18 protein-coding genes and 3 pseudogenes are annotated in these 21,576 nt (G+C 44.7%); 2 read left to right on the top strand and 19 right to left on the bottom strand.

All coding sequences use genetic code 11. The annotated features are described in order from the left end of the window. Window positions 1-33: 33 nt before the first annotated feature. From MKY14_RS27355 to MKY14_RS27320, 8 genes are all read right to left on the bottom strand, one after another. Window positions 34-414, bottom strand: a complete 381-nt coding sequence (locus MKY14_RS27355; protein WP_076124277.1) for a FlxA-like family protein — start codon at window positions 412-414, stop codon at window positions 34-36. 203 nt (window positions 415-617) lie between these two features. Beyond that, the gene (locus MKY14_RS27350) at window positions 618-1,328 is read right to left on the bottom strand and encodes an ABC transporter permease (protein ID WP_076124278.1); all 711 of its coding nucleotides are present in this window, start codon (window positions 1,326-1,328) and stop codon (window positions 618-620) included. Beyond that, window positions 1,325-2,170, bottom strand: a complete 846-nt coding sequence (locus MKY14_RS27345; RefSeq protein ID WP_076274868.1) for an ABC transporter ATP-binding protein — start codon at window positions 2,168-2,170, stop codon at window positions 1,325-1,327. The genes MKY14_RS27350 and MKY14_RS27345 overlap by 4 nt, the downstream gene beginning before the upstream one ends. 104 nt (window positions 2,171-2,274) lie before the next feature. Further along, entirely contained in the window at window positions 2,275-3,210 is a 936-nt protein-coding gene (locus MKY14_RS27340) for a LytTR family transcriptional regulator DNA-binding domain-containing protein (protein WP_076181756.1), read from the bottom strand. A gap of 192 nt (window positions 3,211-3,402) precedes the next feature. Further along, on the bottom strand, window positions 3,403-3,936 hold the full coding sequence (locus MKY14_RS27335) for a YceI family protein (RefSeq protein ID WP_076278212.1): 534 nt from the start codon (window positions 3,934-3,936) through the stop codon (window positions 3,403-3,405). A 250-nt stretch (window positions 3,937-4,186) separates the two neighbouring features. Beyond that, window positions 4,187-4,621 (bottom strand): MarR family winged helix-turn-helix transcriptional regulator, encoded by a 435-nt coding sequence (locus tag MKY14_RS27330; protein ID WP_076124286.1) that lies wholly within the window; start codon window positions 4,619-4,621, stop codon window positions 4,187-4,189. A gap of 1 nt (window position 4,622) precedes the next feature. After that, the gene (locus MKY14_RS27325) at window positions 4,623-5,579 is read right to left on the bottom strand and encodes a quinone oxidoreductase family protein (RefSeq protein ID WP_076307593.1); all 957 of its coding nucleotides are present in this window, start codon (window positions 5,577-5,579) and stop codon (window positions 4,623-4,625) included. A gap of 172 nt (window positions 5,580-5,751) precedes the next feature. Then, the gene (locus MKY14_RS27320; protein ID WP_340977757.1) at window positions 5,752-8,646 is read right to left on the bottom strand and encodes an S-layer homology domain-containing protein; all 2,895 of its coding nucleotides are present in this window, start codon (window positions 8,644-8,646) and stop codon (window positions 5,752-5,754) included. Between the two features lie 316 nt (window positions 8,647-8,962). Between MKY14_RS27320 and MKY14_RS27315 the strand changes: the two genes are divergently transcribed. Then, on the top strand, window positions 8,963-9,433 hold the full coding sequence (locus MKY14_RS27315) for a pyridoxamine 5'-phosphate oxidase family protein (RefSeq protein WP_076191502.1): 471 nt from the start codon (window positions 8,963-8,965) through the stop codon (window positions 9,431-9,433). 98 nt (window positions 9,434-9,531) lie between these two features. Here the strand turns inward: MKY14_RS27315 and MKY14_RS27310 are convergent, their stop codons facing one another. From MKY14_RS27310 to MKY14_RS27260, 11 genes and pseudogenes are all read right to left on the bottom strand, one after another. Further along, window positions 9,532-9,867 carry a hypothetical protein gene (locus MKY14_RS27310; protein WP_340011665.1) on the bottom strand — a complete coding sequence of 112 codons (336 nt, stop codon included), beginning with the start codon at window positions 9,865-9,867 and terminating at the stop codon, window positions 9,532-9,534. Window positions 9,868-10,086: 219 nt separating this feature from the next. Then, window positions 10,087-10,527, bottom strand: coding sequence for a helix-turn-helix transcriptional regulator (locus MKY14_RS27305; protein ID WP_340011666.1), 441 nt, complete (start codon window positions 10,525-10,527; stop codon window positions 10,087-10,089). 51 nt (window positions 10,528-10,578) lie between these two features. Then, window positions 10,579-13,170, bottom strand: a complete 2,592-nt coding sequence (locus MKY14_RS27300) for an FtsX-like permease family protein (protein WP_076218797.1) — start codon at window positions 13,168-13,170, stop codon at window positions 10,579-10,581. Beyond that, window positions 13,167-13,747 (bottom strand): annotated as a pseudogene (locus MKY14_RS27295) (ABC transporter ATP-binding protein). The gene MKY14_RS27300 and the pseudogene MKY14_RS27295 overlap by 4 nt, the downstream one beginning before the upstream one ends. Window positions 13,748-13,771: 24 nt before the next feature. Continuing rightward, on the bottom strand, window positions 13,772-14,710 hold the full coding sequence (locus MKY14_RS27290; RefSeq protein ID WP_076218798.1) for a VanZ family protein: 939 nt from the start codon (window positions 14,708-14,710) through the stop codon (window positions 13,772-13,774). 101 nt (window positions 14,711-14,811) lie between these two features. After that, window positions 14,812-15,650: pseudogene (locus MKY14_RS27285) on the bottom strand (sensor histidine kinase); the annotation flags it as partial. Then, window positions 15,647-15,793, bottom strand: a pseudogene (locus MKY14_RS27280) (DNA-binding response regulator); the annotation flags it as partial. The pseudogenes MKY14_RS27285 and MKY14_RS27280, both read right to left, overlap by 4 nt. A 95-nt stretch (window positions 15,794-15,888) precedes the next feature. Continuing rightward, the gene (locus tag MKY14_RS27275) at window positions 15,889-18,132 is read right to left on the bottom strand and encodes a U32 family peptidase (RefSeq protein ID WP_340977755.1); all 2,244 of its coding nucleotides are present in this window, start codon (window positions 18,130-18,132) and stop codon (window positions 15,889-15,891) included. A 110-nt stretch (window positions 18,133-18,242) separates the two neighbouring features. Further along, the gene (locus MKY14_RS27270) at window positions 18,243-18,383 is read right to left on the bottom strand and encodes a hypothetical protein (protein WP_175618906.1); all 141 of its coding nucleotides are present in this window, start codon (window positions 18,381-18,383) and stop codon (window positions 18,243-18,245) included. A gap of 550 nt (window positions 18,384-18,933) precedes the next feature. After that, a complete protein-coding gene (gene rlmH / locus MKY14_RS27265) occupies window positions 18,934-19,413 on the bottom strand; it encodes a 23S rRNA (pseudouridine(1915)-N(3))-methyltransferase RlmH (protein WP_036677839.1) in 480 nt (159 codons plus the stop codon). A 256-nt stretch (window positions 19,414-19,669) separates the two neighbouring features. Continuing rightward, window positions 19,670-20,020, bottom strand: coding sequence for an ArsR/SmtB family transcription factor (locus MKY14_RS27260; RefSeq protein ID WP_076124295.1), 351 nt, complete (start codon window positions 20,018-20,020; stop codon window positions 19,670-19,672). 142 nt (window positions 20,021-20,162) lie between these two features. On the opposite strand from MKY14_RS27260, the gene MKY14_RS27255 reads away from it, so the two are divergent. Next, window positions 20,163-21,575, top strand: a complete 1,413-nt coding sequence (locus MKY14_RS27255) for an MFS transporter (protein ID WP_038573941.1) — start codon at window positions 20,163-20,165, stop codon at window positions 21,573-21,575. Window position 21,576: the final 1 nt, after the last annotated feature.

Below are 21,576 nucleotides of genomic sequence, written 5' to 3'. Positions count from 1 at the left end.
CACCTGACGCTTTCCGCACCTTAGCTCGCTTGCCTAAATTAACGCGTCGAAATGACCCTCCGCGTCCACCGTCGCCGTCCGGGGATCAGTCAGGCCGATGCCCTTGAGGCCTCCCTTTCCTTCAATTCCCCAAAGGGGGAGGTGATCCTGAAGCGGAGAAGCAGGCACAAAATTTACGGAGGTGCTGCTCCCGCTTTTCTGTACCAGTTGGGACTCCAGCAGCCGGATTTGCCGCTGCAGCTGCTCCCGGCGATAAGGCGTCTGCATCTCACTTCCTTGTGCCGCATTCACTTTATCCAGTTCCATCATCAGCCGGTTTCGCTGTTTCTCCAGAGAACTGACATCACTCTGTGTACCGCCGTAGGCCGCAATGGTCTGTACGGAGCTGATGCCTGATACTGTCTGTGCCGCCATGATCTTTCCCCCCGTTTCCTTGGCTCCTAATCCAAAATCAGCCAAATTTGAAAGTTCTAATCATCTTTATTACCCGGCAGGCCCCGTCATGACAACATCACAGCCTCAATTGGAAAATAATCGTCGTATAGTCTCAGTCGGCCGCTTGTTTCAACCCTACCAAAGACCCACCGAAGGCTGGCTAAAGTCCCTTCAGAGCTCCCTTACTCGTCCTTCAACCGCCGCTGATACAAAATGACAGACACTACTGTTAGCACAACCGTCCATACCAAATTAATGAGGAGTGGTTTCAATACATCGCCCGTCGTATAACCTGTATTGCTTAGACCCAGCAGATGCACAAGCTGACTGCTTGGCATGTAATCCAGCACTTTGAAGACCGGATAATCCTTCGCTAGTACTTCTCCCCACGGTGCCCCCATAAATATGAACGCCACAGGGAGTATAGATAATGAGGCTTCAAGCAACGTCTTGGAGAATAAGCCGCAGATCGTCCCGGCTGCAGTGTACAGAATAATCGAAAGAATGATTACTGCCACAAACGCCCATATATTAGCTGGCTCATAGCCAAATAATAATGTGGAAATAGCGAGAACAACAACAGACATGACAAAGACCAAACTGCTTTTACCGATTAGTACATCCATGGTCGTAGCCGGTGTCATCATTAATGACCGTAAAGTGTTACGCTCCTTCTCTTCCGCAATCAAGCAGGCTTGTGCGAAACATGTTAGCAATACAAACGAACTATTAAAAAGAAAACCGCTGGCTCCAGGTAAAGACGCACCTGCCCTCTTGAAAATCAGAGCGATAATAATAGGAAAAATCAGCATAATGGACAGCGCGTAGTTACGTGAAAACTCTTTGTAATCCTTCACAAATATCGCCCGGGCACGTTTGTATGAGATACTCATAGTAGCTCACTTCCTGTCATTTTAATAAAGATATCACCTAGACTTGGTTCTTTCGTCTCTAACCGGTCAATTAGCCCCCGCTTCATCCAATCCGCGATTTGATCAGCCGTCCCCTCATCGATCGGGAGCTCGTAGGTTTCCCCATTGATTAAATCCACACAAATTACGTTCTCCCGGTGCTGCCGCTTAAGTTCCTTTGGTGAGCCTATGGTTTGGATTTGTCCCTGATACAGAATCGCTACCCGGTTGCATATCAATTCTGCTTCAGACATATCATGCGTAGTCAGAAAAATCGTTGTTCCTTTCTCATTTAAGTAGCGTAAGCCTTTATAAATATGTGCTGTGTTTACCGGATCTAAAGCCGAAGTTGGTTCATCCAGAAATAATAATTCCGGCTCATGGATAATCGCGCATGCCAGCATGACACGCTGACGCATCCCTTTGGATAAGAGGTTGGCTTTCTTTTTGCGCTCTCCGCTTAAGTTTACAAACTGCAGCACCTTGTCGACCGCAGATTTGGGAAGATCATATAGCTTACGATACAGCTCCAGATTTTCCTCAATACTTAACCTCTCATATAGACCACTGTTATCCGTCAAAATGCCAAAACGCATCTTCTGAGCAGACTGCTGCATCATTTCCGCCGGCTGGTCAAATACACTTGCCTGTCCACTTGTCGGATTTAACTGTGCCGTTAGAATCTTGATTAATGTTGTTTTGCCTGAGCCACTCGGGCCAAGGAAACCAAAAATTTCACCCTTAGGAATTGAAAAAGAAACATCTGCTAACGCATCTTTTTCTCCAAATCTCTTACGGATACGTTCTACCCGGATAACATTCATTAACTCCACATCCTTAGTGTTGATGGCTTAAACATATACAGATTACATGCTTCCTGCCATCAAAACGCGCCGAAATGTAGCTGTAAGCGCCTGAATGGTACCCTTTAAATGTTAAGAAGAGCTTTTAATTCAGACAATTTTGAACGGGATAACGGAACCACGGCATCTTGACCTGTATTTAATCGCAAGCTGTAGCTATTTTTCGTCCATGTAATAATCTCTCTTACTTTTTGCAGATTAACAATATAGGATCGGTGACACCTAAAAAAACCGAAATTTAATAATCTCTGCTCGAGCTCGGTCAGCGTCAGCGCACAGTCATAATTTTCACCGCCCACATGAACAAGGATTGACCCCTCTACACTTTCTATAAAATCAATTTCAGGCGGATTAAATAAAATCACTTTGTCATTTCTTTTGGTAGAGATCTTCTGCAAGGTTATATTGGCCTCGTCTTGTTTCTGTACTTCCTGCTTATCCTCGTCGAAGTCCCGAATATCCAATGGATGAAATCCCGATTCGTTCAACCGATAAATGGCATCACAGGAAATAAGGGCATCCTCTAAATTCGAAGTTAAAATTAAAATCTGCTTTTCTTGTGAAAGATCATCAAGAATCCGTTTGAGTTGACGACAATCTTGCTCTTCCAAATAAAAATAGGGTTCCTCCAGTACAAGTGTAGGCTGATGCGCAAAAAATACACGCAGCAATGTCACATACATTCTTTTCGATGAGCTTAGATCCTTGATCTTTACCTTCCGTTCTTCCTTTAAAGCAAAATAATCTATCAACGAAGCGGCACGCTCATTCCTCTCCGTTATTCTGATTAGAAAAGTGATTAGTTCCTCCACCGATAAACGCATATACTCGTTTTGCCCAGCCCGAAATAAATAATATTGGGAATGATCACCTAATTGATTCATTAAAAGCTGCTTTCGCTTCAAGTCCGTTATGATGCCAACCGATTGATTCGGTGTCATATTTAATTCGATCTTCGGTAGAAATAATTCCCCATTATAATAAATTGGTTGAAATTGCATGCCATCCTCCCGGTCATTTAATGCAAATATTAGTCAAGGCATCTTCTAGTCATTTCTGCACATAAAAAAAGCCCAAGCAGCTTCTCCGCTCGGTGCAAGAGTACATTAATTAGTAATACGGTTCAGCGCAATTTCTGTAACAGCAAGTTTTGAATAAAGACCATCCCGATAAAAGGATAGTCTTTAGGGTCACTAATTTATTTTAATTGCCTCAATACAAAGCTCGATCCTCACTTCATTTCCGACTATAATTCCACCCGTTTCCAGAGGCGAGTTGAATTTCAATCCAAATTCATTACGATCAATACTGGCTGTTGAATGAAATCCTACACGTTCCCGTCCGCGGGGGTCCTTGTTTAGTCCTTCAAAAACAGTATGAAAAGTAACAGATTGGGTTACTCCATGCAGAGTTAGATTGCCTGTAAGTTCATATTGCCGCTCACCAGCAAAGACACAGTTGGTGCTTTGAAATGCAATGGTTGGATACTTGGCAGCATGAAGGAAATCGTCGCCCCTCAAATGTTCATCTCGTTGCGCTTGGCGAGTTGTGATGCTATTTGCGTCTATGGAAGCCTGAATACCCATGGTCGTTAACTCGTTGGGATCAAAACTTAAAATCGCCTGGAAACGCTCAAAGACTCCTTTGATTTTATTAATCATTAAATGCGTCACCGAAAACTCAACGGAGCTGTGGTCCGGATCCACTTCCCATTTGATATTACTCATGAATAAATTCCACCTCTATAATAAGATTATGAGCAAGGTCACCTATCTCCAAAACAATGCGCTACTCGCTATACACCTAATATACAAAAACGCTACTGACAACGTTGTGTCAGTAGCGTTTTAGCATTTTTGCGGCTTCCTCGTAAATCCGATTTCAGAATGGTTCCCCATTGAATCCGTAATTCCTTTTACCCGAATATCCACCATGGCAATAAACATCGAACTGTGTGTGAACAGTCATAATCTGCAACTAGTCGAATCTTTGCAGCGATTCAAATAAACGCCTTAAGTTATTCAATAAGCTGTTTTTTTCCTCCAGAGTCCAGTCATCCAAAGCTTCATGCAAAATTCGTTCACGGGTGAGGCTAATCATTGCATTGATTTTCTCCCCGCTTTTCGTCAATTCAGACACACGAATGCGGGAATCTGCACTTGATGGATACGTATGAACCAACCCCGCGTTTTCTAACTTATCGATTTGCCGGCTAACACTCGAATAGTTTTTTCCCATCATGGCGGCCAAATCACCAACACTAGTCGGTTGGAGATGCACGATGCCCACAAAGACACGAAAGGTTGCTGCCTCCAAATTTACGCCAGCATTAGCAATCATCTTCTTATCGCGGTCTGGCCTATTGATAATGGAAACTAAATCGATCAGCGCTTTAAAAATATCGTTTTCCATTTTATTTCACCCTTACAACAGGACGAGGCATTAGCGGGGCATTCCAGGCCTCTTCAATATCTTCTAGAGCGAACTCTTTTGTGGTAATTTTTATCTTCCCCTCGGCGGCCATTTCAAAGACACCTCTAACAGCGGATAGCATATCAGCTTTGGAAACACTCTTATCTCCGCTACCTACGAGTTCGATTGTTGATGAGCGTAAAAGAGATGAAGGTAAATGAATGCTTTCTTGGCCAGATGAAGTTCCAATGCTTACAAAACGGGTTGAACGATCCGTTTTTGCCTTAGCAAGAGCTGACATGATGGCGAGTGCGCTGTCGCCCCAAAGATAATCCAATATAACATCAACACCTTCAGCAATAACTGGCATTAGGGCGTTTTCAAACATTTTTTGACCGTTGTCGGCTGTCATATCAAATGCAATGGCCTCATCAGCTTCAAGTGCTTGCAACTTTGATTCGTTGCGTCCTGTTACAATGACCTTCTTGGCCCCCAGACCCTTAGCAATCTGAACTGCTAAACTACCGGATGCACCAGTAGCGCCATTAATCAATACAGTTTGACCGGATTTAAAACCAGCTCGAAATACCAATGCAGCCCATGACGACATAGCAGGGTTGGCGATAGCGGCAGCAGTGAGATCATCAATACCATCTGGTAAACGGACAGTCAGCTTTTCGTTGACGATTGTTTGCTCAGCGAAACTACCATATGGTGCAGTAGGCAGCGCAAAGTAAACACGAGACCCATCTTTTAAAGTTCCTACACCGTCGATACCGGCTACAATTGGAAAGTTATCTTCAGAAGAATAGTGCATACCCATTGAACGGAACTTGCTAACTCGACTCAAGGCTGTGGCCGTAACGTTAATTATAACTAGCCCCTCTGTCCCAACGGGGGAATCAAAATGACCCATTACGGGAATCGTCCCCTTAACCTTTACGATTGCTGCCTTCATATTTACACCCTTCTTCCACCCCATATTATGTGCATATTGCACATAATAAAGTATACCACGAATTATGTGCAATATGCACACTTTATTTGGAATCCATATCCAAACGCACGCCCATTAGCTTATTTCCAAAAGAAACGGCTGGTCAGGTTCCCCTGATCCAGCCGTTTTTTGATTACTTTAATATTACATTATCGATTAGTATTGCCGTATCGTAGATACTGTCTCCTTGATCCCAAACATGGAACCGAAGGACAATGGAGCCCTTGCCGGCAAATTGGCTTACATCAAATTGTACATGCTTCCAATTCGTCATGTATGTTGTATGATCCCCGCCGTAGAAATCAATCGCTACTTTGTTCTCTTCAATCCAATAGGCCGTGGATTCATTAATCGATTCAGCCCCGATAATAACAGAATCATTACCATAGACACTGGACGTCACTGTATTGCCGCCATTTATGTGAGAAGTAATGAGGGAAGCCGTATTAATGTATACACTGGAAGTTACCGTTGCGCGGAACGTGTCATTGAATTTGCTTCCAACGAATTCCTTAGGCTCCTCAGAAATGAAATTGTAATCGAACGATAGGGTTGTTGCACCCGCCGGAACAATGAAACTTTGCTCGATATAACTGTCTGAATTGTAGTCATATCCTCCTTGATCATTGTTTTCATACCCAAGGCCAGTGCTGATAATAGCCATGTAGTTCCCCTCTGTCGGTTTAAGCGGTCCCAGCTTGGAGATCACCCGAACATCGCCGTTTCCATTCCAGCCGGTCCAAGTTCCGTTTTCAAAGGTTCCGTTGATGACCCCTTCGGTCTTAGTGCCAATGCTGCTTCCTTTCATGAAGAATGCTGCCAACCCATCGTTTGCTCCATGGGCAGCCACTGCTGCTTGAAAGGCTTTTTCGGTTGTCATGTTGTCATCGTTTAAAGCGGTAAATACGGATTTAGCAATAGCTTGATCATATGCAAGCTTTACATAATCGGTATATCCATAATAAGTGCCAGCACCATTGTTGATGAAGGCATCTGCCATGGAATCGTTGTACGCGCTGCGGCAGCTGCCATTATATACGATGGTATCAGGTAGCATATCGTTGTACCGTGTAATAAAAGACGGTGTAATAGCATAATAACCGGATATAATAGCCAGTCGTCCCTTTTTCAAGTCCAACTCATAGGTCTTTTTGCTCTCTGTCGTTGCCTTTTCTCCTGTCAGGAACATAACTTGCGGTCCAGCGTATTTGAAATCAATGCCGTACTTATTATGGAGCTTTTGAAGCACTTTTTCATCATAGTAAGTATCTCCGTGGGTATCCAAGACCACGACGCCATACTGATTCAGCCCTTTAAAGAAATTAACGCCCGCTGAGGTGTCCTTTACTCTTTCTACAAGGAAAGGGTAACTCGACTGGTCAAAGCTGTGATATACAGCGTCATAAACAGTCGAAGATGGAAGTGTGCCGGAGAACGGAGAAATCACAGCAACCCGCTGGCTTCCTATGGTGGCCACGGTTTGTTCCACATTTTGCGTTAGCGCCTCAGCCGCCAATGTAGTACTGGACGCAGCCTCTTCTACGGTGCTGCTTAACCCTTTTGTATTCTCAGGAGCTGCGGATATCCCCCCTAGAATCCCGTTGTCCAGCAAATACCAGATGCTTCCTCCTTCACCCGAAATCCCAGCATGCTCTACTTCTGCTTGGGTTTGGAGCCAAGCCACAGTTTCTTCCTTTGCTTTTTGCAAATTACCATATGAAGTAGCCAGTTGATCAAGCTTACTCTGTGTATTATTTTCAATGATTTCCGTTTGTGCAAGCTGTTCATCCGTAAGATGCTTCATTACAGATAATTTAAAAACTGTGCTGCTTGGCACATCTCCCACAAACGCCTGCAGATTTATGTAACCCTCCGTACTTTCAGTCAATACTGCTTTGCCACTGTACAGTCCGTCTGCCTCAAGACTGTCTCCATGGGCTTCCAAACCGTCATCGTACAACGAAATGATTTGCGAAATGACTTTGCCGCTGTCATCTACTTGATAGACACTAGCGATTACCGTTCCTGGCGCATTAATCGATGAGCGGAATATAACTTCTGTTGGCTCTTCCACATAAATAGCATCTGAACTCTCCCCCTTCACCACAACCTGGAGAGCATTTGCCGGTGCCGGGGTTGCCGGTGTCGGTGTCGGTGTCGGTGTCGGTGCCGATGTTGGTGTTGGTGTCACTGGTGCTGGGGTTGCCGGTGCTGGGGTTGCCGATGCTGGCGTTCCCGGACCTGAAGCTCCCGGCGCCGGTGCTGTCACAGATGTCCCGCGGTCAGTTGTTGCCGGGGTGGCAGTCGGTGTTGCCTCAGGACTCTTGCCCTTATTAAGCTCTTCAGCAAGAAGCTGTTTGGATTTCTCGACATATACTGATTTATTGGTTTTGAACTCATAAGCCAGACGAGCCAGAGCCTGGCGCTCCGCATGCTCTTTCGGTTTGAATTTCAGAGTGCCGTCACTGCCTTGGACCCCGTTGATGAAACCATTTTTGAAGGCAAGGGATACTTGCGCTTTTGCCCATTCGGACACCTCTGAGATATCCGACAGCTTGCTATCAACCGGAAGCTTCTTCGCTGTTTCATCCAATTCGAAAGCTCGGATGAAAAACACAACCAGCTCCTCACGGGTGACATTTGCATTAGGACTGAAGGTGGTGGCCGATGTCCCCTCCGTAATGCCTGCCTTTACCAATGCACCTACATAACCGCGATACCAACTGTTCGCGGCAACGTCTTTAAACGGTGCGGCTTGATCAGCATTTGCTTCTAGCCCCAACGACAGGACTATGATTTTCGCCAGTTCGGCACGTGACATAGCCTTTTTCGGTTTAAAAGAGTTATCTTCATAACCTGAGATTATTCCTGTTTCAGTTAATGATTGAATCTCCTTTTGCGCATAAGAGCCTGTGATGTCTTTGAACTGCGCGGCCTCACCAAACACCATATGTGGCGTAAGAGTGCTTAATAATAGGGCAAACACAATCATCAGACTGAGTTTACGGCGTGCTGCTTGGAATAACATTGTTTCTTCCCCCTTCTTACTCTAAAAATATCAATGAGTCTGTCGTCCTAGTGAGTTCCAAGGATGGCATTTTACACCATTATTCGACAACTTCTTGATTCTACAATAGGACCAGGGTAATTTACAATGTCTATTACATAAAAAAAATAGATATATTTGTAGACTGGAGATTAAATGGCATAAAAAAAAGACCATCGAGTATAAGCTTGGATTGATGGCGATTTAATATTTTATCGTATTATTCTTCACATGCACTAAGATTTTACAATGATAAGCTTAATCATGTATGCCTTATGACACTTTAGGAGGTAATATAATGAGCAAGTACGACGAAGCCATGAAGCTGCTGGAAGAACAAGCGGGTAACAAGGACGGCCTGATCTCACTATCCACCATCGCACTGGAACCGGGGGCTAATGGCAAAAGCCGTCCCTCCGCCCGCATTGTAGACGCCTATTATGAGGACGGTGCGTTCTACACCGTTACTTACGCGACCTCAGGTAAGATGCAGCAGATCGCCCAAAACCCCGAAGTCGCTGTTTGTATCATCGTCGAAAACTTTACGGCCGATGGTATCGGTGAAAACCTGGGCTGGGTATGTGACGAGAAAAACGCGGAGATGATGACAAAGCTGCGCACAATATTCGCCGGGTGGTATAACGAAGCCAATAACGACGAAGATCCTAACACATGCCTGCTGCGCATTCGCCTGACAAAGGGCCTGTGGAATGACGCCCATAAAGGGATCAGAAATGAGATTGATTTTATCAATAAGACGGCAAATTAAGTGGTCTGTGTGATAGAACAGTCAGCAAAAAAGGTTCATCGCAGCAGTCAGCCGCGATGAACCTTTTCATAAGAACCAACTAAATGATAACAGCTACATTAGAACTTTATAAAACCCGTAAGGCCTGGGAATTGACTTCCCTGAAATCCCGGATTTTCACCTTCTCCACCTTCTCCACCTTCTCCACCTTCTCCACCTTCTCCGCTTCCTTCGTCAGGCAAGATAAGCTCATAAGTCACATTTTGTGCCGGCACTAAGTTCATAGCATACTCATCAATTTCCGGTGCCCCGTCTAACGCCTTCCATCCAATTCCAGTCACTCCTAATCCCCAGACAGATTTACTTGGAATCATGAATTGTACGCCGAAACGATAGGTTTCCTCATTGATTAGCTTTTCTTCTTGTGTAAATGGATCAATGTAGATAAATTTCACTTTATACACATTTCTATCATAATATAGCTGGAGCGTCCTACTGCCATCTTCACCCCGGCTAATCTTCTCTTTCTCAAAATACTCGGTAAGCTGCGCGCCAATTCGCGAAGTGAATCTGAGTACGACCTGTATGTCCCGCTGCGAATAGCTTTGCTTAATAACCTCGGCGATTTGGTCTTCCGGCAGCTCTCTTTTTGCAAAAGGCGGCCCCTGTCTCAGTTACCTAATCCGCACGAGCTTGAATCTGCGGTAGTCCTCTCTGACCCGGCAAAAGCCTATCACATACCAATGGCCGTGGCGAAAGTCAATCCAGCTTGGCTCTACCGTTCGCTCCAGCTTTTCCATATCCCTATTGATATAGTCGAACACCAGCAGCCTGTTATCCGTGATGGCCTTGCTTATGATCCCAATGTATTCTTTATTTTCCTGCTCCATGCTGAAATGGGACATATCCAGAGTCAGCTTGTGCTTATCGGACTCCCGCTTATAGGTATGCTCAACCTTTAACATGATGTCATTAAAAGCTTCGTTCCTGCCAAACAAGCCGTGAAAATTCTTCATTCGCAAGGATACCTCGAAATGCTCGGCAAGCTCCTTGCCCGTTACCGTACCTTTACCGGAGATGATCAGCAGCATGGAGAGCAATCGGTCGACTCGCATGATTGTGTGTGACGTCGGGTAACGTCTCCTCCTCTGGGTGAAGTAAGTGAATCATATATTCTCTTGCTTTAATGCATCAATAATATTCTCCTTTTTTACTTTAGCTCCGGAATAAACAACCGCAGAGCTGACAATGACAAATACACACACAATGACAGACAGAATGCTCATCCAGGGCAGGGTGAACCCATAGCTGAATTTGTTCGCAAATGCTTTATAGATCAGAAACATCACGGCGAAACTGACAGGAAGCCCATACAAGAGCGACTTGACCCCATAAAAAACACTCTCATAGTTCAGCATTTTTGCAAACCCCTTTGGCGTCGCGCCTACGGATTTCAGCATCGCGAATTCCCGTTTGCGAAGAGCCAGCCCTGTTGAGATCGTATTAAAGATGTTCGCAACAGAAATCGCAGAGATTAATACGATAAAACCGTAAGAAAAGACGTTCATCAGCAGAATCTGTTGTTCTTCTCTTATTCTGAATTGATATACATTGTAGACATTCAGATTGGTCTCATTCATCGCTTCAATTTCCTGCTGCGTTTTCACCGGTTCCGTGCTTTTCAAATGGAGGTACATCGAAGCGTTAGCCAGCTCCTCGCCGTCTGCCAGCCGATTCATGACGCGTTCCGACACGATCATATTTAACCCGCCTACGCCTACCGGGCTCATCCCCATCGGTGCCTTATCCGTCAATGCGGCAAATATCACTTTATTTGCCTTCGTTTCTTCCCCGCTCGCTTTAATAAAACTCGTTAGCTCGATATGTTGTCCGATATTCGCATATATGGACTTCGTCTGAATATATTTCCCCGTATCTATATCTTTGTAATGAATCGTATCCATCACGATTGCGGCGGGATGATCCAGATCCGTAAGCTGTTCGTAATCTGCGCCAACCGCTCTGGCATAGGCTTGCAGGCTCGAATCATTCATTGCATAGAGCTTAATTTCGTAAGGGTATTTCCCGTCTTGCAGCATACTCTTATCCTGCTTAACCTTCTCTTGCAACTCGTCGGCGATGCTTGCTGCATCGACCCAAGCGTTCCCGACTAACTCATGACTCACGTTGTATTCCGTGACGCCATCCAGAGATACAAGCGATTGCATCAACCGGTCATCTAGTCTTTCGCCATTACTGGACGACACTTCAATATCGTAATTGATGCCTTCCAGCGACAATGCCAGAGATTGTGTCAGGCCAGTCGTGAAAAACGATATAGTCAAAAACAAAACGATGCTGATGACAAGCGAAAAAAGAATAACATGATGTCTTCGTTTGTTCCTTTTTAAGTTTTTCAGCCCGATTTCTGCTTCGATTCCGAAGAGCTTACGAATGATCTTCGACGTCTTCACTGCTTTGGCCGTAAGCTTTACGTCAGTGGTTTGGCGAATCGCGTCCACGGGAGATACCCTAGATGCTTTAACCGCCGGGAGATACGCCGAAACGAAAATCGTCAGCATCGAAACAAGACAAGTAATCAAGAGCAATAACGGCGTGACGATAAGCCTCAGCTTTTCACTAGTCCATAATGCCCCTTCAATCATTGTGTTCATGAACGAAAAGGCGATTCCGATTCCGGCAAGACCGCATAAGATGCCAATGGGAATGCTGATCAAACCAATGACGATACCTTCAAAAAATACGGAATTTCGCTTCTGCCTTTTCGTCGCCCCCACGCTCGCGAGCATCCCTAAATGGCGGGAACGTTCCGAGACGGATATCGCAAAAGCGTTATAGATGAGTCCAACCGAGCCAATTATAATAGTCCCTATAATGATTGCCGATAATGAGAACATCATGCTGGATGAGGCCCCGCTGCTGGACAAGCCATAATAACGAAGCAAATCGTTATTATATTGGACAGTGTCAATTTGGTTTTTCTCAGCCAGCTTCTCCGCATGTGCGAACAAGAACGGATTGACCCGCTGCAAGACCACCGACGCATCGACCCGATCATCCCCCCCGATGATATGATCATCGACATAGCTAATGATCGTATAAGCCGGGGCCCAAGCCGTTTCCGACACCGGACGTTTAATGAAGCCTACCACCGTATAATCCCTAATTATGCTATGCTGTAATGTCTCGGTCAATGTGCCGTCTTTCCTGCGCAGCGGTTCCGTCTGATCCAGGGGATGATCGCCCCCTTGTTCGAATCGGTCGCCGACGCGAAGCGTTAGACGGTCGCCGATTTCGTACTTCACTTTGCCATTTGTTGCAACAGACTCGGAGATCACAACCTCCTTGTCCGTGTGCGGAAGACGTCCCTTGCTTATTTCAATCTGAAATTGTGTGAACCCTTGCACATCATATTCCTTAATGAACAAGTACGGCTTATTGGAATTTTGTCCCCCTTCTAATGGGGCATACCCAAGGTCTCTTGTGATTGCAACCGTTTTGGTTGAATCATCGCCCTGTATCGCCGCAAGCTGTTTCTTGGTTATATCTTGATACTGAATATGCCACTCCCCTGTATCTGTGATAGTTTGTCTGATCATTAAATCCGCAAAGGAAAAAACAAGCGTAATGACAGCGGTCATCATGGATACCGAAATAATTACGCCAAAAATAGTCACAAGTGTTCGTCTCTTGTTCTGCTTCAGATGCCGGATGGTTAATGTATTGACAATATTCATCGCCTTATCACCTCGTTTTTGGCAATCCTCCCATCTTCAATCGAAATGATTCTGTCGGCTTGCAGGGCGATCCGTTCTTCATGCGTGATTACGATCAGTGTCTGATGATAGGTCTTATTCAGTATTTTCAATAAAACGACGATCTCGCTGCTATTCCTGCTGTCCAGATTCCCGGTGGGTTCGTCGGCCAGCATGATCGCAGGATTGCCGATGATCGCCCTGCCAATCGAGACACGCTGCTGCTGTCCACCGGATAGCTGATTCGGCAGATGGTTTAATCGATGCTGCAAATTCAACGTATTCACAAGATCAGCCCGATTTGCCTGCGTCTGAAGATGGCCAGCTGCGTTTCGTCCAAGGTATACATATCCGTATCCTGAACATACACTTTCCCGCCAGTCGGTCGATCCACACCGCCCAGCATATGAAGGAGTGTCGATTTCCCCGATCCGGAAGGTCCGATAATTGCGACGAATTCACCTTTTTGGACCGAAAAGGAAACATCATCAAGCGCCTTCACCGCCGATTCGCCTGTGCCGTATATTTCGGACAAATTTTCAATTGTTAAAATCTCCATTGCCATCCCTCCTTCCCTAGATGCTCAATTCCAGGTATATACCATCTCTCTATATCCAACATCCCAAAGGGTTTCATTCCCCTCAATGGTTATCTTAAGCTCCTTAGCCCCGGTGAGATAAAGGATCCTCATATCCGGCTCATGGAGCTGATCTTCTGCAGATACAGACAGGAGCTCATGCCCGTCAACGGTAACCTTAATGCTGCCCTGAAAATCCTTATGATCAGGAATTCCATAATTCAAGCTAAGATACAGATCTCCCTTATTGCCTAATGAATACGTATATGTTTCCTTCTTTTTACCTTCGATGCCATACACATTATATTGGGGTGTCACGTCTTGACCGCCAATCTTAAGACTGTCCTGTTTGGTTCCCGTTAATCCATTTCCGGTACTATCTTCCCATTCGTTTATCGCTACAAAAGGGGCCAACTCTTTGGTGAACACTTGATCAACTACTCCTAAGACCCCCCACACGCCGAGCATTAAGACAGCACTGGCAATTCCCGTAGCAGTGATATTTCTCCAGTAGTTTTTTGTACGGAAGCCAATCTTGTAGGCCCCGAATCCAATAGCAGCGCCCAATGAGTTCTTTATGACGTCGTTCGTGTCAAAGCTGCCGAGGAATGTTAGTGCCTGGATGGTCTCCACCACAAGAATGGACAGGATAAACCCTGTCATGAAGCGAACAAAGCTGGTGCGGTATAACAACGGAAACAGTATGCCAAAAGGTATGAAGGCTGCAATGTTTCCAATACCCACCAAGTCCATCAGTGTCGGATGTAGAAGATCGGAAAGACCCGGCACCCTAAAAAAATCGTCCGGCAAAAAAATAAAGGTGTACTGACTGGTTAGATCTACCTTATCCGCTCTGCCGAAAGCAAAAAACATAAAATAAAGAATAATCAGGGTGTAGCCTATCGTGATAAAAAAAGTAATCTTGCGATGCTGCTTCATTTGCATGGTTGTACCTCCATCGTTCATCTGATGAATATCATTTTATCTGTCCAAAATGACTTTACAGTGACATTGGAGGTGACAGTTTAGTCACTTATGGAGTGCTGTTAAATCACATGCTTATAAAATTTGATCCGAAACTCTGTACCAGTCCCGCTGTCGCTCGTTACATCAATCACGCCGTTCTGGCTTGCAATGATGCTGTGAGCCATCGCAAGCCCTATACCGATGGTTCCTTCATTAGCATTCTTTCCTTTATAAAAACGTTTGAATATATAAGGCAAATCCTCTTTCGGAATGCCCTCTCCGTTGTCAGCAATAACGATTTCCGTAAATAGCACGTTGTCGGAAAATGTGATGGTAATCGCACCGCCCTCAGGTGTATGCTCCACTCCAATCTTCAAAATATTGATAACCGCTTCAGCAGTCCAATGGAAATCGCCGTCAAAAGAGACGTTGTCATCCCCTGTGATGGAAACGGTCTGTCCCTTAATATCCATCGGAATCATAACCGGCTCCAGTGCATTTAGGATTAGGGTTTTCATGTGTATTCGATCTTTTTTGAACGGGATAGTCCCCCATCCATTTTCGCTAGCTTTAATAAAGATGAAACAAGCCAATCGATCCGTTCAAGTTGAATGTGAATATGATGAGTGAACTCCGTTCTTTTGAGTGGAGGCAGATCAGGGGCGCTTAACAGATCTGCCATGACTGTCATAGAGGTGATCGGTGTTTTGAGTTGATGTGAAATATCGGAGATGGCATCGGTCAGTTGAAGCTTATCCTGCTGCAATAGAGAACGATGCTCGGAGAGCATGCGTGTCACCTTGTAAATATCATTCTTTAAGATGCTAAGCTCACCTTCTTGATTATCGCGAGGGTCAAGGGAGGCCTGGCCGCTGCTAATCTCCCGTAAATAGATGGACAGCTTCTCTAGCTCGTAATAGTGAACTGATCGATGTCTTCGGCGAGCACCTTTCGGGCTGAAGCGGCATTATGGCAGAGAACAGTCCAATAACCCTCTTGCTGCAGCGAATATTCCAGTCCCGACGCGATCGTCTTATCATCTTCAACTAATAATATTTTCATCTGAAGTTCATCCTTATGATTGGATTGAATTGCACCTGTCTCGGATTTACTTATAGTATTCCCCAAGATTTTAGAACATTTAATGAATTCCACGACTACACAATCTCTTTATTAAAATGTCCTCTTGTGTCTGTTTCCTGATTAAAGACAGCATTATTCATAGAGCCATTTAATTTGCCTGACGCCATATTAATGACTTTCACAACCTGCTCTTTTGATTCAACTGTGAAGTTTAATCTGAGCGCCTCGATTCCTTTGATGTTTTGTAGCTCATCTAAAAGATTAAGCGTCTTCCCATTAAGGAGAGTCGTTGTACAATCATTATGGGAAATGATAGGGAACGTTCCGTGCTCATCTTTTAACTCATAGCTCTTCGTTTTGCAAATTCTGCATTGATTCATTTTTTTCATCGGGCAATATTTTGTAAACATCAAAGGAACCTTGCCATATACAATCATTTCCAGTGCAGGATAGCCGTCATTTTCTTCATAATAGGCATTCCTTAAATCTTCAATTTGGCTCTTATTCAATTCATAAGATAAAGTGACTCGTTTTGCACCTAATTTATATAATTCATAGCAACTAGTAGCATTAACAACATTTAGAGAATAGTCCGTAACAAACGGATTCGTTTCTCTGTAGTGATAAATTCCGCCATATCCTCCGATTAGTAGCTGCCCTTCTTTTTCCTTATAACGATTCTGATTTCTTCTAACAACATTTTCATAATAGATTTCCTTAATTCCACAGCTCACGCAAGCATCATACTGCTCCTTAGTCGTTACAGAGGCCGTAAAGTATGGTTTTTCAGGGGCAAAGCTTATTTTTTCTTTTGCTTCCAAAGCCTTGGTTCTTTTCTTCTGGCTGTTAAGCTTTAAGTCATATAAGCCCAGTACAATATCTCTTCTTGCTGAATTTAACAGTTTAGCTGGAATAAAAGCATTGCATTCCTCAAAATCCACATGATTAAGTTCGAATATCGTATCATTTAATCTTGAAAATTGCTTGATTACCTGGTCTTTTGTTGTTGGATTATTAATGGCTTCGCCTAGTATTTCCTCGCTTTCATATGAATAATGACAGCCTAAGCCCTCCGCATCTATGACAAGCTTTGAATCTGGACGTGCATATACTCTAATATCGAGGTTAAACCGCTTAAATTCTTTTTCCAGTGATGATTCTAATTCTTTGTTATAGAAATAATCCTTCGTTTTATATACTAAATCTCCCGTAGACATCTTTTCTTTGATTTTGATATAGCAGACATCCTCTGCTTTGTTGATTAATTCGCCCTCTTTATCGTACAGTTTTGCAACCGTTAAATTAACATCTTCATTGTTGTGACTGATTCGAATGGTATCGTTCTGATTTAAAGGACGTGTAAGTGTTATTTCATACCTATCTTTAACAATCTTGCTGATTGTTCCAATTTCATAACCAAAGTGATTAGGTCTTAAAATGTTTGTAATATTTCTCCTATCTTCGTGAAACAAATATCCTTTAGTAAATGTTCGATTGAATGTTTTTTTCAGATTTTCTTTATCTTCTTCGGTTATTTTATGATCTAAGGCCATGCGATATTTGGATACAACATTAGCAACATACGTAGGCACTTTCATTCGGCCTTCTATTTTTAAAGAATCGATTTCTTTTAAATCCTCGATATAGTCGATTGTGTTTAAGTCCTTGGTAGATAGAATATGGTTTTTCCCTAAAGATGTACCTGTTGTCTTATCCATGAGTTCATACTCCTTACGGCATGAACCCACACATCTTCCGCGATTTGCGCTTCGATTACCCATTAATCCTGACATTAGACAGTTTCCCGAGTAAGATACACATAAAGCACCGTGAACGAAAATTTCTAAAGGTATCTCAGCTTTTCTTTTGATCTCTTTTACTTTTTCAATCTCAACCTCACGGGACAGAACAACTCTTTTGGCACCAAGTTCTTTTAATAATAAAGTTCCGTCTAAATCGTCTATTCCCATTTGAGTTGAACAATGTGCTTCCATATCAAGAAAGTTTTTAACGATATAATCGAACGCAGTCAGATCCTGGACGATAATGCCATCCACACCGATTTCATTTAATTCGTGGATCTGCTCTTTCATCTCTTCAACTTCATTTTCAAAAACGATGGTATTCATGGCAACATAGATTTTAACGTTCCTCAGGTGCGCATACGTAACAGCCTCTTTTAACGTTTCTAAATCAAAATTAGATGAGTATGCACGTGCACCAAATTTTTGCATTCCTAAGTATATGGCATCACAACCATTGGATATTGCAGCTTTCAAAGCTTCCATATTTCCTGCTGGAGCTAGTAATTCAGTCATTTTTTCCTCCTTATGATCCATAAATAACGGCAATGCTAGTTTGTCCAAAGGTGTTCTTAAAAGTACATCGTCAGGACTGCATGGTATTGAAGAACGGTTAAAGGTCGTTTTCACGCTTTTGTTATTGCTTTTCTTAACAGCAGGTTTCCGCTTGCCGTACTGCGTCCTCTCGTCTTCTTAGTCCCCTGCTTCATCCCAGTTAAGATGGATAATACGATAATAACTACTATAAATCCGATAAATGACGACATGGCCGCTCCCGTTTAAATTAATAAGATTATTAGAAAATCAAATTTCAGACTATTACCATTAATCATAAAATAAGAACTATACTTAAGCTGCAGCAAAACGCACAAGCCAATGGCTTGTGCGCTTGTTTTAAATGACCTCATTTGCTCTGAGGGACGTATCTCATAATAATTCTTTAAGTACATTTTTTGCCACGCGCATCTTCTCATCATTAGCGTCACGAAGCATACCTACAATATCCTGAATATCGCTCTCAGCTGAGGTAACCATAAACTCTTCACTCCTCATGTATAGAGAATTATTTGGCTCCTGGAGCCAAAATTGAGCAGGAATTATGGGTGCCTAGCATTGCCAAGTAGCAAACATTTAATTTTACATAAGTATGAGCGAGCATCTGGCGCATTGATTAGCAGCCTTAAAAGAGCCTCCACTAAAATCGAAGTGGAGGCTCTTTTTACATTTTTGTTATTTCAATTGTATTGGCTTTCAACCGTTATGCCGTGCAGTTCAAGTCATTTAAACTAATATTGAGTTCTGTTCTCCGCTTTACCATCATTTGTGATAAGGTTCCCCCCGATTGATCTTCACCGCGCGATACACCTGCTCCACCAGCACCAGGCGCATGAGCTGATGTGGCAGCGTCATGCGCCCGAAGCTCATGCGCTGCTGCGCGCGGCGCATGACCTCGTCGGAGAGCCCGTGGCTCCCTCCGATGACGAACACGACATGGCTCGTCCCGTAGGTGCCGAGCCGGTCAATTTCTGCGGCAAGCTCTTCCGAGCTCCACAGCTTGCCGTCGATCGCGAGCGCAATGACATGCGCCTCGCTCTTAATCTGCGCGAGGATGCGTTCGCCCTCGCGTCCCTTCACCTGCACGACCTCTGCTTCGCTTAGAGAATCCGGTGCTTTTTCATCTGCCACCTCAATGACCTGAAACTTCAGGTATGGTGTCAGCCGTTTTGCATACTCCGCGATGCCATCGATCAAGTACTTTTCCTTCAACTTTCCTACGCCAATAATTTGAATAAGCATAAGTGCCTCCTGTCATAATCCTCTATAGAAATAGCAAAAGGACGCGCACTGGGCGTCCCTTGTAGTTTTAGTAAGTACCTTCTGTTCTATCACATATTCGGTGGAAAAGAAACGACAATTAAAACGGCCTACTCTTACGCATTCTCTAAATGTCCTATTTTTTATGCAATCCCTGGATCTCCTGATCCCCGTATTCCTAGATTTCCTGAATCTACGATTTCCTATATTGCCTGTCCTCAGCAGGTTCAATCCATCCCTACTTACTTTCTTCCTGCTCCTCCATCACAAAATCCGGTTTCCCCCCAGCTTCATAAGCGCTCAATATAGAGTCCAGCAAGCCTGGGAAACGTGCATTAAGATCCTCAGTCCGCAGGGACAACATGCGCTGTGTTCCTTGAACTCGTGTAAAAACAACCCCTGACTCGCGCAAAGTACGGGCATGGTGAGACATGGTGGATTTTGCGATCGGGACGTTGAAGCAGTTGCAAGCCTGTTCTCCATTTAAGTGAATATCCGATACGATATGTAAGCGAATCGGATCGCTGAGTGCATACAATACGGAGGCAAGCTGAATGTCCTTGCGGTCCGGATGAAATAGTATTTTCACGGATGATTATCCCCTTTTGTCGTACGATGAATGCGAAAAAAATATTGGTGTTCCTAATTGCATTTTATATCAACGCATGCTATATTTCAAATGTTCGTAAGTAATCGAACTATTAAACAATAATAAAAGGAGTGCTTCGCACATGACTTCTGTAAATAACCTCTCCGCGAATGCGGATCATGAAGCCTCCGTTCCGGAAGCGCCTCTTCCACGAGAAGGCCTGCTGACCCTGCTGTTCAGTGTCGCTGTGGTTCTCGTCATCATGAATACGGCTATGTTCAATCTGGCGCTGCCTGATGTGACCGAAGCCTTCGGGATTACGGCTGCGTCTGCTTCTTGGATTGTCACTGGGTATTCCATTATGTTCTCGATTGCCTCAATCACGTACAGCCGGCTTTCTGATTTTCTGCCGATTCGCCGTCTGTTGGTTATAGGCTTGTTGACGCTGGGCCTCGCGGCTGTTGCCGGCTTTTTCAGCACCAACTTTATCTTCCTGCTTATCGTTCGTATTCTCCAGGCCTCAGGTGCGGGCGCAGTAATGTCCTTGTCGCTTGTCCTATTTACCCGCTATATCCCGCAAGCCCGCCGCGGCAAAGCAATGGCGACAATTATGTCAGCCGTCTCGCTGGGTCTAGGGCTTGGGCCGGTCGCGGGCGGAGCCATCGTCGAATATCTCGGTTGGATTTGGTTATTCTCTGTAACGGCAGCTATTCTGCTTCTAGTGCCGCTGTTCCTTATTCTGCTGCCCAAAGAAGTACCCACCCGTGGCTCCTTTGATGTGCTTGGCGGGCTGTTCTTGGGCGTCGGCACGACCGGGCTGCTGCTGTTCCTGACCAGCGGGCTGTGGATTGCCTTGATCGCCGGAATTGTCGCCATTGCTTTATTTGTTGGCCGTATCCGCAGCACACCTGATCCGTTCGTGATGCCGGAGCTTTTCCGTAACCGCTCATATCTCGTGTTGGCTCTGATCGGAGTTGCCTCCTACCTGTGCAGTTTTGCCACGTTATTCCTGCTGCCGCAGATTCTGACTCACCGTTTCGGCTTCAGCGCAAGCCATGCCGGGCTTGTGATCTTTCCGGGTTCGCTGCTCGCCATCTTTGTCTCCCGCTCTGTGGGGCGAATCATTGACCGTTATGGCAATGCGGGGATTTTACGTTTTGCACCATTGCTCGTATTGACCGCTACCATCCTATTCGCTTTCTTTGCTGGGCGGTCATGGATTGCCGTCATGTTCATCTATATGATTATGAGTCTGGCCTTCACGACACTGTCCAGTAGTGTATCCAATGAAATCTCTCGGATTCTGCCTTCTTCGCAAATCGGCTCTGGGATGGGCCTGTTCCAGCTGCTGCAATTCTTTAGCGGCGCCTTCAGCGTGGCTATGGCCGCAAGCGCTCTGGAATGGCAGCGCGGACTGCCGCTTTCTGCAGCCTACTCCAATATCTACTGGGGACTCTCTATTGCAGCATTGATCGCCATCATCTCAGCTATTCTCTATCGCCGAGGCAACCGAAGTAGCTCGCTGACCGACATAGTAGATGCAGCAGATGCATAAG

This window comes from Paenibacillus sp. FSL R5-0887, assembly GCF_038002305.1.
In the GTDB taxonomy this organism is placed as follows: domain Bacteria; phylum Bacillota; class Bacilli; order Paenibacillales; family Paenibacillaceae; genus Paenibacillus_AQ; species Paenibacillus_AQ odorifer.
Note: the sequence above shows the minus strand (reverse complement) of the source record. Positions and strands in the feature narration are given on the sequence as shown.

What these genes read in the sequence shown, in the direction of transcription:
- MKY14_RS27355 (WP_076124277.1), bottom strand. Translation starts at nt 414, where the DNA reads ATGGCGGCACAGACAGTATCAGGCATCAGCTCCGTACAGACCATTGCG.
- MKY14_RS27290 (WP_076218798.1), bottom strand. Translation starts at nt 14,710, where the DNA reads ATGCAAATGAAGCAGCATCGCAAGATTACTTTTTTTATCACGATAGGC.
- rlmH (WP_036677839.1), bottom strand. Translation starts at nt 19,413, where the DNA reads ATGCTTATTCAAATTATTGGCGTAGGAAAGTTGAAGGAAAAGTACTTG.
- MKY14_RS27330 (WP_076124286.1), bottom strand. Translation starts at nt 4,621, where the DNA reads ATGGAAAACGATATTTTTAAAGCGCTGATCGATTTAGTTTCCATTATC.
- MKY14_RS27345 (WP_076274868.1), bottom strand. Translation starts at nt 2,170, where the DNA reads ATGAATGTTATCCGGGTAGAACGTATCCGTAAGAGATTTGGAGAAAAA.
- MKY14_RS27340 (WP_076181756.1), bottom strand. Translation starts at nt 3,210, where the DNA reads ATGCAATTTCAACCAATTTATTATAATGGGGAATTATTTCTACCGAAG.
- MKY14_RS27300 (WP_076218797.1), bottom strand. Translation starts at nt 13,170, where the DNA reads ATGAATATTGTCAATACATTAACCATCCGGCATCTGAAGCAGAACAAG.
- MKY14_RS27335 (WP_076278212.1), bottom strand. Translation starts at nt 3,936, where the DNA reads ATGAGTAATATCAAATGGGAAGTGGATCCGGACCACAGCTCCGTTGAG.
- MKY14_RS27270 (WP_175618906.1), bottom strand. Translation starts at nt 18,383, where the DNA reads ATGTCGTCATTTATCGGATTTATAGTAGTTATTATCGTATTATCCATC.
- MKY14_RS27255 (WP_038573941.1), top strand. Translation starts at nt 20,163, where the DNA reads ATGACTTCTGTAAATAACCTCTCCGCGAATGCGGATCATGAAGCCTCC.
- MKY14_RS27325 (WP_076307593.1), bottom strand. Translation starts at nt 5,579, where the DNA reads ATGAAGGCAGCAATCGTAAAGGTTAAGGGGACGATTCCCGTAATGGGT.
- MKY14_RS27350 (WP_076124278.1), bottom strand. Translation starts at nt 1,328, where the DNA reads ATGAGTATCTCATACAAACGTGCCCGGGCGATATTTGTGAAGGATTAC.
- MKY14_RS27315 (WP_076191502.1), top strand. Translation starts at nt 8,963, where the DNA reads ATGAGCAAGTACGACGAAGCCATGAAGCTGCTGGAAGAACAAGCGGGT.
- MKY14_RS27305 (WP_340011666.1), bottom strand. Translation starts at nt 10,527, where the DNA reads ATGCGAGTCGACCGATTGCTCTCCATGCTGCTGATCATCTCCGGTAAA.
- MKY14_RS27320 (WP_340977757.1), bottom strand. Translation starts at nt 8,646, where the DNA reads ATGTTATTCCAAGCAGCACGCCGTAAACTCAGTCTGATGATTGTGTTT.
- MKY14_RS27275 (WP_340977755.1), bottom strand. Translation starts at nt 18,132, where the DNA reads ATGACTGAATTACTAGCTCCAGCAGGAAATATGGAAGCTTTGAAAGCT.